Raw genomic sequence first — 10,900 nt, 5'->3', positions numbered from 1 at the left:
AGCAGGTGGAAGCCGACGCCGCGGACGGCGTGGATGGTGACGGTGGCGCCGAGGTTCGTGAGTTTCTGGCGGAGGCGTTTGACGACCGAGTGGATGTGCGAGCCGTGGCCGAGGTGTTCGTTGCCCCAGACCGCGTGGTGCAGGCGCTGGTACGTCCACACCCGGCCCGGTTCCGCGACCAGGCAGTGCAGGAAGTCGTGCTCGAGCCGGGTCAGCGGCAGCTCACGGTCCTTCCAGCGAACCACGCGGCGGTCGTCGTCCAGCTGCAGTTCGGCGACCGGCTCCGGGACCGCCTTGATCCGCGGGGGTACTGGAACGTGTGCGGACACGATCCGCGGTTCCGCACCGGTCAGGTCGAAGAACGCGCGTGCCTGGTCGGCGTTCGACACCAGCAGCAGCGCGTCCGCCCCGCCCAGCAGGCGGGCCAGGTGCACCCGTTCGGCAGTGGACGCGGCCACCCCGATGATCAGCGACGATTCGGACGGCCCGTCTTCCGGCCCAGCAGCGATCGGTAGCACAGCAAGCCCCTCCCAGTCGAAACCGGCCCCACCCAAGTACGGTTCAGGGCACGAACTAAGTCAAGCGATTCACCGCGTACTGGTCTGGCGCATATGCGTCCTGTCCGAGACAGGACAAGAAATGCCGCGCCGCCCGGCGCCGCAGTGTGCGGTCGGCCCGCGTACCGGAGTACTCTCCTGGCGCACGGCCACTCTGACCGCATCCACGGAGGAACAGTGCCCGGTCTCGTACGACGGCCGCTCGTCATCTGGCTGCTCGCGGCCCTCGCGGTGCCCGTACTACTGACCGCTGTACTGGTTCCGGCCCGCGCCGGCACCACCGAGGACGACCTGCGGCAACGGACCGTGGCGGCGTTGAAGGCGCGCGGCATCGAGACCGGACCGGTCGACTTCGACGGCCGCGATGCGCGCATCACCGTGCCTGCGGGCGTCGACGAGGGGAAGGTCCGGGAGGTCGTCGCCGCCGTCGACGGGGTGCGGGCGGTGCGGATCGAGACCAGCCGGGCCGGTACGCCGTCCACCACGACCAGCAGTACTCCGGAGCATGCCGACGTACCGGCGTTCGAGCTCGGGCGGACCGATCGATCGATCCGGGTGCAGGCGCCGATGCGGAGCCAGGCGGTGAAGGACGCGCTGAGCGCCGAGGTACGGCAGGTGCTCGGGCCGGACCGGGAGTACGACGACCGGACGACGATCAGCGCCGACGGTCTCGCCGATGCGACCACGCTGTCCGCGTTGCTGCGGGCGCTTGCGATCGGGACCGGGGATGCCTCGGTGCGGTACGACGGGGACACGGTCACGTTGTCCGGACAGGTGCCGGACCAGGCGACCAAGGCGACCGTCGGACGCGCCGCGGCGAAGGCGGTGCCCGGGGCGGTCGTCGCGGATCAGCTGGTGCTGCCGAAGCCGCCGAAGTCCGCGGTGAGTGAGGCGTGCCGGACGTTCCCGGCCCGGCTGGCGCAGTTCAGCCGGCAGTACCGGATCAACTTCCTGTCCGGTACGTCGATCGTCAACGACGCGTCGAAACCGTCCGTGATCAAGGCGGCGGCGCTGCTGAAATCCTGTACGACGGTGCGTGTCGAGGTCGCCGGTCACACCGACAACCTCGGCTCCCCCACCACCAGCCTCCCCCTGTCCGAACGCCGGGCCGCCGCGGTGAAGGCCGAACTGGTCCGCCTCGGCGTCACCCCCGGCCGGATCACCGCGAACGGGTACGGCGAGGCGTTCCCGATCGCCCCCAACACCACACCCACCGGCCGAATCGCCAACCGCCGCGCCGAGATCCGAGTACTGCAAGGGAACTGAGATGAGCTGGCTGATCGCCGAGACCTGGATACTGCTGCTGGCCGCGTTCGTCCTGGGCAGCGCGGCCGCCTGGCTGGTGCGCCGATGGGTGCGCTCGCCGGCGAGAGGAGCGCGCGGATGAGCTGGCTGCTACGCGACACCTGGCTGGGCTCACTCCTCGCCTTCGTCCTGGGCGCCACCATCACCTGGCTCCTCCTGGACCGCCACCACCCCGCCACCACAACACCACCCCAACCAACCCCACAAACCACACCTCCGCCACCACAGACGGCTCCGGTCGAGCGCCGGGCACCACAGGCCGCTCCGGTCGCAGGGCCGGCGCCGGCTGCCCGCAGTACGCCGGCCAAGCCGGTCGTGGAGGAGGTGGGGTTCTCGCAGTTGATGGATGTCGAGCCGACGCTGTTCGACCACATGCAGCCGGACGCGGAGCCGGCCGAGCACACCGCCGTACCGCCCGGAAGGTACGGCGAAGGCTCAGCCGACGCCGTCCCGCACCAGGGCCCACCCGACGGCTTCACCATCAAGGGCAACGCCCAGTCCATGCTCTTCCACACCCCCGACTCGCCGTACTACGGCCGCACCAAACCCGAGGTCTGGTTCCGCACCGAATCCGACGCCGAACGAGCCGGCTTCACCAAATACGCCCGCCGCCCCCGCAAATCCCCCGACCCCCGCGCCTGACCCCAGCGCGCACCGCATAACTGTGCGTGAGGTGGCCCCCGCGCGGTCGTACGATCGCGGAAACACTGGGTAATCAGGAGGCCAAGTTGCAGCGCGAAATCACAGTTCCCTTCACTATCGCCGAAGACACCGAGGATGGTGGCTGGTACGCGGCGGCCGCTCTGACGCCGGAAGCGTTCGCCAATGGTGAGGGCGAGACCCGCGAGGCGGCTATCGAAGACCTGAAGGCGGCAATCGCGCTCTTGGTCGAGGAGGTCGGCGTGCCGGAACAGCTGGTGCTGACCGTCGAGGTCCCGTAATGGCGAAGAAGTTTCGCGACGCCGACAAGGAGCTGAAGAAGGCTGGTTTCAAGCCCGCCCGGCAGAGCGGCAGCCACATCACGTACAAGGACGCCAACGGCAGGTCTGTCGTCGTACCGAAACACGGTGAGATCAAGACCGGCACCTGGAGCGGTATCGAGAAGCAGGCCGGTCTCAAGCAGCCCAAGCAGCAACCGTCGAGCTCGCAGGACACCCAGGCAGCGCAACGTGCGGCGGGCTCCGGCGTTGCGCCGCCGGGCAAGAAGGGCCGCGGTTCGGGTCAGCAAGGCCAAGGGCAGGGTCAGCAACAACAGAAGCCGGCCAAGCGGCGGCTTTTCGGGGGCCGCGACGGCCGTTGAGGTCGGTTCGACCCGCCGGGCGACGTACCGTTTTGCTGTGCACTGGTATGCACAGCACGGTGCGTCGCCCGATTGCTTTGAGGAGAACGTGATGGGAACCGATGCCCAGGAGCCCTTGGAGCCGGATGCCGTGATTCTGGCGGGGGAAGGGGAGGAGGGGCGCGGGGTCAACGCCGACAAGGCGTACCCGGGCCTGGGGTCGGTGAATGTGCGGAGGTTGCGCCGGTGGATGCCGCGCGGCGGCAGGCGTGGTGGGGCCGGGCAGCAGGCGGGCAAGGAACGCGGGGAGCGCGACCGGAACCGCTGAACCGGTCCGTCATCGAATCGCAGTGTGGACCGATCGCGAGCCCTATTTGCTTGTACTGGCAAAGGGCCGCCAGACTGTGCGGAACGCCTTGCGGGACCGTCCGACCGCCGGCGTCACCACTTCACCGCGGTATCCCCGGAGCGGTCCGGGTTCAGCGCAATGCCCTTCCCCCTTTTAGGTGCGCCCGATCGGGGTACGGGAACTAGGTTTGGAGACACCCGATGGAGGTGAGCGTGACCGACATGCTGCCGGAGCAGCACCACGGACTGACGAAGAGTGACCCGCTGTGGTTCAAGCGGGCCGTCTTCTACGAGGTCCTCGTGCGGTCCTTCAAGGACTCGAACGCCGACGGCATCGGCGACCTGCAGGGCCTCACCGAGAAACTCGACTATCTCGAGTGGCTCGGCGTCGACTGTCTCTGGTTACCCCCGTTCTACCCGTCGCCGCTGCGCGACGGCGGCTACGACATCTCGCACTACACCGAGGTGATGCCGGAGATCGGTACGGTTCCCGACTTCGCCGCGTTCCTGAACCAGGCGCACGCCCGCGGTATCCGGGTGATCGTCGACTTCGTGATGAACCACACCTCCGACCAGCACCCCTGGTTCCAGGCGTCCCGCGAGGATCCCGAGGGTCCGTACGGCGACTTCTACGTGTGGTCGGACACCGACGACAAGTACGCCGACGCGCGGATCATCTTCGTCGACACCGAGACCTCCAACTGGACCTGGGACCCGGTCCGCGGCCAGTACTTCTGGCACCGGTTCTACTCCAACCAGCCGGACCTGAACTTCGAGAACCCGGCCGTCGGCGACGCGATGATCGAGGCGCTGAAGTTCTGGCTGGACCTGGGCGTCGACGGGTTTCGCCTCGACGCGGTGCCGTACCTGTTCGAGACCGACGGTACGAACTGCGAGAACCTGCCCCGGACCCACGAGTTCCTGAAGCGGGTCCGCAAGGAGGTGGACGCGAACTACGAGGACCGCGTCCTGCTCTGCGAGGCGAACCAGTGGCCGGCCGACGTGGTCGAGTACTTCGGCGACCGGGACTCCGGCGGCGACGAGTGCCAGATGGCGTTCCACTTCCCGGTGATGCCGCGCATCTTCATGGGCGTACGGCGGGAGTCGCGGTTCCCGATCTCCGAGATCCTGGCGCAGACGCCGGAGATCCCGGACACCTGCCAGTGGGGCATCTTCCTGCGCAACCACGACGAGCTGACGCTCGAGATGGTCACGGACGAGGACCGCGACTACATGTGGTCGGAGTACGCGCAGGACCCGCGGATGAAGGCGAACATCGGCATCCGCCGCCGGCTCGCGCCGCTGCTGGACAACGACACCAACAAGATGGAGTTGTTCACCGCGCTGCTGCTCAGCCTGCCCGGCTCCCCGATCCTGTACTACGGCGACGAGATCGGCATGGGCGACAACATCTGGCTGGGCGACCGAGACGGGGTCCGGACCCCGATGCAGTGGTCCCCGGACCGCAACGCCTCGTTCTCCACCGCGACACCGGGCAAGCTGCACCTGCCGGTGATCATGGACCCGGTCTACGGCTTCCAGGCGGTGAACGTCGAGGCCGAGATGGAGAACGCCTCGTCGCTGCTGCACTGGACGCGGCGGATGATCCAGACCCGCAAGCAGCACCCCTGCTTCGGGATGGGCACCTTCACCGACCTGGGCGGCTCGAACCCGAGCGTCCTGTCGTACGTCCGCGAGTTCGGCGACGACGTGGTGCTGTGCGTCAACAACCTGTCCCGGTTCCCGCAGCCGATCGAGCTGGACCTGCGGCAGTGGGAGGGCGTGGAGCCGATCGAACTGCTCGGCGGCGTGCACTTCCCGGCGATCGGTGAGTTGCCCTACCTTCTGACCCTCGGCGCCCACGGTTTCTATTGGTTCCGGTTGCCGGCGGTGAAGCCGGATGAGCAGCCGGAGAAGCATGAGGAGAGCATCTAAGTGACTTCCCATCTGGACCAGGTCCAGTCCTTCTGCGCGACCCAGCGATGGTTCGGGGAGAAGGGACACGACGTCCACGTCGAAGCACTGGCCACGTCGGCCTGGCTGTCGGACGCGGGCGCCTGGCCGGCGGTCCGGATCGGGTTCGTCTACTGTTCGGGCCCGCCCGGGATGGAGTCCCCGATCCGGGTGTACCAGCTGCCGCTCAGCTACCGCGACGAGCCCGCCGAGAACCTCGGCCACGCACTGGTCGGCGAGTGGGTCGAGCAGGACCTCGGCGACACCGAGGTCTGGGTGTACGACGCGCTGCACGACAAGGAAGCGACGCCGTACTGGCTGGACGGGATCACGCACGACCGGCGGCTGGACGGGCTGGAGTTCCACTCCGTCCAGGCGCCGGACCGCACCGTCGAGGTGCCGGAGGGCGCGCAGTCGCTGGTCCTCACGGTCGAGCAGAGCAACACGTCGCTGGTGTTCGGCGACGTGGCGCTGCTGAAGGTGTTCCGCCGGCTCGAGCCGGGCAGCAACCCGGGCGTCGAGATCGAGTCGGCGCTCACCGAGGCCGGGTCCGAGCTGGTCCCGGCGGTGCTCGGGTCCGCGCGCGGCAGGTGGCCGCGGGCGGGCGGCGGCACCGACACCGGCGAGCTGGCGATGCTGACCGAGTTCCAGAGCAACGCCACCGACGGCTGGTCGTTCGCGACCTCGTCGGTGCGGGACCTGTACGCCGAGGCCGACCTGCACGCCGAGGAGGTCGGCGGCGACTTCGCGCCCGAGTCGCACCGGCTCGGCGCGAGTACGGCGCAGGTGCACTCGGAGCTGGCGAAGGCACTCGGCACCGACGTGTGGGAGCCGGCCAAGCTGGTCGAGCACGCCTCGGCGATGCAGCGCCGGCTCGACCACGCGGCGTCCGTGATCCCCGAGCTCGAGCCGTACCGCGGCGGCCTGAAGCGGTGGTTCGACGCGCTGGCGGCGTACGACCAGCCGGTCACCGTGCAGCGGATCCACGGCGACTACCACCTCGGGCAGGTGCTGCGCACCATCGACGGCTGGAAGCTGATCGACTTCGAGGGCGAGCCGGCCAAGTCGCTGATCGAGCGGCGCGCGCTGGACACGCCGGTGAAGGACATCGCCGGGATGCTGCGCTCGTTCGACTACGCGGCCCGCTCGCTGCTGGCCGATCATCAGGGCGACCAGCAGATCGCGTACCGCGCCGCCGAGTGGGCGACCCGCAACCAGAAGGCGTTCTGCGACGGGTACGCCGAGGTAGCCGGCACCGATGCCCGCAACCAGGACGTCCTGCTGAACGCGTTCCTGGCCGACAAGGTCATCTACGAGGTCCTGTACGAGGCCCGCAACCGACCTACCTGGCTACAGATCCCCCTGTCCGCAGCAGCCCAGCTGGCCGAGCAGTAGCAGCAGGAGGTTTTCGATGAGCGAGCGTGACCCTTTCGAGGAGCCCGTGGTGGCTGTCGATCCCCCTGTGGTGACTGCGGTGCCGGTCGACCGGACGGCGCTGGAGCGGCTGGTGGCCGGGACGTTCCACGACCCGCACCAGGTGCTCGGCCCGCATCTCGGCGAGCACGGGGTCACGGTGCGCGTGCTGCGGCCGTTCGCGAAGAGCGTCACCGTGCTGTACGACGGCCAACGGCAGGAGCTCCGGCACGAGCACGACGGCGTCTGGGTCGGCGTACTGGACACCGACAAGGTGCCGGACTACCGCCTCGAGGTCATCTACACCGACGGACCGGCGACCGAGATCGACGACCCGTACCGGTACCTGCCGTCGCTCGGCGAGGTCGACCTGCACCTGATCGGCGAGGGCCGGCACGAGCAGCTCTGGACGGTGCTCGGCGCGCATGTCCGCCGGTACGACGGGCCGGCCGGCCAGGTCACCGGTACGTCGTTCGCGGTCTGGGCCCCGAACGCGCAGGGCATCCGGCTGACCGCCGACTTCAACTTCTGGGACGGCCGCGCGCATCCGATGCGGTCGCTCGGCGGCTCCGGCGTGTGGGAGCTGTTCGTCCCGGGCGTCGGCCCGGGCACCCGGTACAAGTTCGACATCTGCGGCCGGGACGGCGTCTGGCGGCAGAAGGCCGACCCGATGGCGAACCTGGCCGAGACACCGCCGGCGAACGCGTCGGTCGTGCACGAGTCGACGTACGAGTGGGACGACGACGCCTGGATCCAGCGGCGCGCGAAGGCCCAGGCGTACGCCGAGCCGATGAGCGTGTACGAGGTCCATCTCGGCTCTTGGCGGAAAGGCCGGTCGTACCGCGAGCTGGCCGACGAGCTCGTTGCCTATGTCAACGACATGGGGTTCACCCATGTCGAGTTCATGCCGGTGATGGAGCACCCGTTCGGCGGCTCCTGGGGCTACCAGGTGACGTCGTACTTCGCCCCGACCTCGCGGTTCGGCGACCCGGACGACTTCCGGCACCTGGTCGACCGGCTGCACCAGGCCGGGATCGGCGTGATCGTCGACTGGGTGCCGGCGCACTTCCCGAAGGACGCCTGGGCACTGGCGCGCTTCGACGGTACGCCGCTGTACGAGCACCCGGACCCGCGCCGCGGCGAGCAGCCGGACTGGGGCACGCTGGTGTTCGACTTCGGCCGGCCGCAGGTGCGGAACTTCCTGGTCGCGAACGCGATCTACTGGGCCGAAGAGTTCCACATCGACGGCCTGCGCGTGGACGCGGTCGCCTCGATGCTGTACCTGGACTACTCCCGCCAAGAGGGCCAGTGGGTCCCGAACCAGTACGGCGGCCGGGAGAACCTGGAGGCCGTCTCGTTCCTGCAGGAGATGAACGCGACGCTGTACAAGCGGGTCCCGGGCGTGATCACCGTGGCCGAGGAGTCGACGTCCTGGCCGGGTGTCACCCGCGCGACGCACCTCGGCGGGCTCGGGTTCGGCTTCAAGTGGAACATGGGCTGGATGAACGACTCGCTCCGCTACCTGGAGCACGAGCCGGTGCACCGGCAGTACCACCACCACGAGCTGACGTTCTCGATGATGTACGCGTACTCGGAGAACTTCGTGCTCCCGCTCTCGCACGACGAGGTCGTGCACGGCAAGGGCTCGCTGCTGCGCAAGATGCCGGGCGACCGCTGGCAGCAGCTGGCGAACCTGCGCGCCTACCTGGCGATGATGTGGGCGCACCCGGGCAAGCAGCTGCTGTTCATGGGCTGCGAGTTCGGTCAGGAGTCGGAGTGGTCGGAGAAGGGCGAGCTGGACTGGTGGCTGCTGGAACACAGCGACCACAAGGGCTTGCAGGACCTGGTCCGCGACCTGAACCGCGCGTACAAGGACAACCCGGCGTTCTGGAGTACCGACCACGCGGCCGACAAGTTCAGCTGGATCGACGCGAACGACGCGGGCAACAACGTGTTCTCGTTCCTCCGGTACGGCGAACAGGGTCAGCCGACGATCGCGTGCATCACGAACTTCTCCGCGATCCCGCATCACGGCTACCGCCTCGGCCTGCCGTACGCCGGTCACTGGGAGGAGATCGTGAACACCGACGCGAACTCGTACGGCGGCTCCGGGGTCGGCAACTTCGGCGCGGTCGAGGCCGACGGGCCGGAGTGGCACGGGATGTCCACCAGCGCGGAGCTGTCCGTACCACCCCTGGCCACGGTGTACCTGCGCTTCACCGGGTAGCGTGCACGGCGTGACCGCCGTAGATCCGCTGTCAGATGGTGAGCTGACGCTGCGACCTTCGCAGCCGAACGGGCTGGTGACGAGCTTCGCCGTCGTACGCGACGGGCCAGGCGGACCGAGCGGTCCGGAGGACGCACTCGGCACCGTCGAGATCCGCCGGACCACGCCGGGCGCCGCCTTGCTCACGTGGGCGCTCGACGGCGGACAAGGCGTGGCGCAGCAGGCGGTGAGCCTGGTCGCGGAGTATGCCTTTGCTGAGCTCGGGCTGGAGCGGCTGCAGGTCGAGGTGGACATCGAGCTGCACTCGTCCGCCAGAGTCGCGATCCGGTCCGGTTTCCGGCGTGAGGGCGTACTGCGTGGGGCCGCGCTGGTCGACGGGGAGCGCCGGGACGTCGCGATCTACGGCCGGCGGGTGGACGACCCGCGGCCGGACACGGTCACCGGGTGGACCGCGTTGATGGACTCGACGCTGCCGAAGAAGCGCGTGATCGCGCATGTGGTCGTCCGGGACACCGCCGGCCGGGTGCTGTTGTGCCAGGTCAGCTACAAGAAGGACCTGGAGCTGCCGGGCGGTGTGGTGGAGCCCGACGAGGACCCGGCGACGGGTGCGTCGCGGGAGATGGAGGAGGAGCTCGGTACGGCGCTGCCGCTGCTCGGCGTACTGGCCATCGACTGGCTGCCCCGCTGGGGAGGCTGGGGCGACGCGGTCGAGATCCTGTACGACGGCGGCGTCCACGACCCGTCACTGATCGACCGCCTGCAGCCGGACGGCTTCGAGATCAAGAGCATCTCCTGGCGCGCGCCGGAGGAGCTGGCCGGGCTGGTGTCACCGCTGAACGCCCGGCGCATCCCCATGCTGCTGGCCGCCCCCAACCACCTCCACAACCTCAGCAACGGCTCCCCCATCACCTCGTGAGCTGACGCACGCACCACTGGTAGTGTCCGTCGCCGGCGTTCTCGTCGTAGATCGTGGCGGTGATGATCGCGTACGCCCGCCGGTACAGCCGCATCCGGTCCCGGTCGTGCCCGAGCTCCACGAACCGCTCGGTCAGCACGTCGTCCAGCCGCCGCGCCTCCGGCGAGTACATATCGAAGAAACCCGCCGCCAACGACGCCTCGAACGTGCTGTCCCCCGCCGTGGACAAGAACCCCCAGTCCAGCACCGCCGCCACCTGATCCCCGTCCATCAGCACGTTAGGCGGACAAACATCCCCATGCACCACACTCAGCTCCCCCTCAACCCGAGCAACCCCGTCCACCACCTCCTCCAGCAGTTGAGGGAAATCAGGCACGTCCCGCTCTAGGTGCACCTTCGCCGCCCCAGCACGCCGCCGTACCAAAGCCGCCAAACTCTCCCCCCACGACCCGACCCAGAACGCCTCCCCCACAACGGGCAACCGCAGGGCAGCCGGCCCAGGCCGCACAGTCCGCAGGGCCTCGACCACAGACACGAACGCGTCGAGCGCAACCGACTCCGCCAACCCAGCCTCACGCAGCGGCACCCCGGTCAGCTTGTCCTCGACGCTGACCGCGAACCCGTTCTCCCCGACCCCGACCTCCCGGATCCGCGGCGTCCGGAACGGCAGCTCCGGCAGCTCGTCCAGGAACGTCTTCAGCGGCAGCACCTCCTCCGGCCGCCGACCGAACCACACCTTCCGCACCGTCCCGTCCCCGAGGTCGTAGACGGCGCCTTCCATCCCCTGCCCGATCAGCTCCACCGCACTGACCCTACCGATTCCTTTCCGCACCCCCGCCGGTCAATACAGGCAAACGCGAAAGGAACACCACCATGGCAAGCAAGGAATCCGAAGCCGTACG

Annotated in this window: 11 protein-coding genes; 9 read left to right on the top strand and 2 right to left on the bottom strand. The window is 68.8% G+C overall.

Annotation, left to right across the window (positions count from 1 at the left end; genetic code table 11):
* Nucleotides 1–518, bottom strand: a 518-nt coding sequence (locus tag VFF46_RS26740) for a winged helix-turn-helix domain-containing protein (RefSeq protein ID WP_325039978.1), incomplete at its 3' end; no start/stop codon positions are given.
* 216 nt (nucleotides 519–734) lie between these two features.
* Here VFF46_RS26740 and VFF46_RS26735 point away from each other — a divergent pair.
* From VFF46_RS26735 to VFF46_RS26695, 9 genes are all read left to right on the top strand, one after another.
* Complete coding sequence (locus VFF46_RS26735) at nucleotides 735–1,823, top strand: OmpA family protein (protein WP_325039977.1); 1,089 nt, start codon at nucleotides 735–737, stop codon at nucleotides 1,821–1,823.
* Between the two features lie 117 nt (nucleotides 1,824–1,940).
* A complete protein-coding gene (locus VFF46_RS26730; RefSeq protein ID WP_325039976.1) occupies nucleotides 1,941–2,504 on the top strand; it encodes a hypothetical protein in 564 nt (187 codons plus the stop codon).
* A gap of 86 nt (nucleotides 2,505–2,590) precedes the next feature.
* Complete coding sequence (locus tag VFF46_RS26725) at nucleotides 2,591–2,803, top strand: hypothetical protein (RefSeq protein ID WP_325039975.1); 213 nt, start codon at nucleotides 2,591–2,593, stop codon at nucleotides 2,801–2,803.
* Nucleotides 2,803–3,162 (top strand): type II toxin-antitoxin system HicA family toxin, encoded by a 360-nt coding sequence (locus VFF46_RS26720; protein ID WP_325039974.1) that lies wholly within the window; start codon nucleotides 2,803–2,805, stop codon nucleotides 3,160–3,162. The genes VFF46_RS26725 and VFF46_RS26720 overlap by 1 nt, the downstream gene beginning before the upstream one ends.
* A gap of 91 nt (nucleotides 3,163–3,253) precedes the next feature.
* The gene (locus tag VFF46_RS26715; protein WP_325039973.1) at nucleotides 3,254–3,469 is read left to right on the top strand and encodes a hypothetical protein; all 216 of its coding nucleotides are present in this window, start codon (nucleotides 3,254–3,256) and stop codon (nucleotides 3,467–3,469) included.
* Between the two features lie 221 nt (nucleotides 3,470–3,690).
* On the top strand, nucleotides 3,691–5,424 hold the full coding sequence (treS, locus tag VFF46_RS26710; protein WP_414673096.1) for a maltose alpha-D-glucosyltransferase: 1,734 nt from the start codon (nucleotides 3,691–3,693) through the stop codon (nucleotides 5,422–5,424).
* Nucleotides 5,425–6,837 carry a maltokinase N-terminal cap-like domain-containing protein gene (locus VFF46_RS26705; protein WP_325039972.1) on the top strand — a complete coding sequence of 471 codons (1,413 nt, stop codon included), beginning with the start codon at nucleotides 5,425–5,427 and terminating at the stop codon, nucleotides 6,835–6,837.
* Between the two features lie 16 nt (nucleotides 6,838–6,853).
* Nucleotides 6,854–9,082 (top strand): 1,4-alpha-glucan branching protein GlgB, encoded by a 2,229-nt coding sequence (gene glgB / locus VFF46_RS26700; protein ID WP_414673095.1) that lies wholly within the window; start codon nucleotides 6,854–6,856, stop codon nucleotides 9,080–9,082.
* A 10-nt stretch (nucleotides 9,083–9,092) separates the two neighbouring features.
* Nucleotides 9,093–9,998: an NUDIX hydrolase gene (locus VFF46_RS26695; protein ID WP_325039970.1), complete on the top strand. Its 906-nt coding sequence runs from the start codon at nucleotides 9,093–9,095 to the stop codon at nucleotides 9,996–9,998.
* Here VFF46_RS26695 and VFF46_RS26690 read toward each other — a convergent pair.
* Nucleotides 9,988–10,800, bottom strand: coding sequence for a phosphotransferase family protein (locus VFF46_RS26690; RefSeq protein ID WP_325039969.1), 813 nt, complete (start codon nucleotides 10,798–10,800; stop codon nucleotides 9,988–9,990). The two genes, VFF46_RS26695 and VFF46_RS26690, sit on opposite strands and share 11 nt — an antisense overlap.
* Nucleotides 10,801–10,900: the final 100 nt, after the last annotated feature.

Origin of the sequence: Kribbella sp. (assembly GCF_035655035.1) — a bacterium.
In the GTDB taxonomy this organism is placed as follows: Bacteria; Actinomycetota; Actinomycetes; order Propionibacteriales; family Kribbellaceae; genus Kribbella.
Note: the sequence above shows the minus strand (reverse complement) of the source record. Positions and strands in the feature narration are given on the sequence as shown.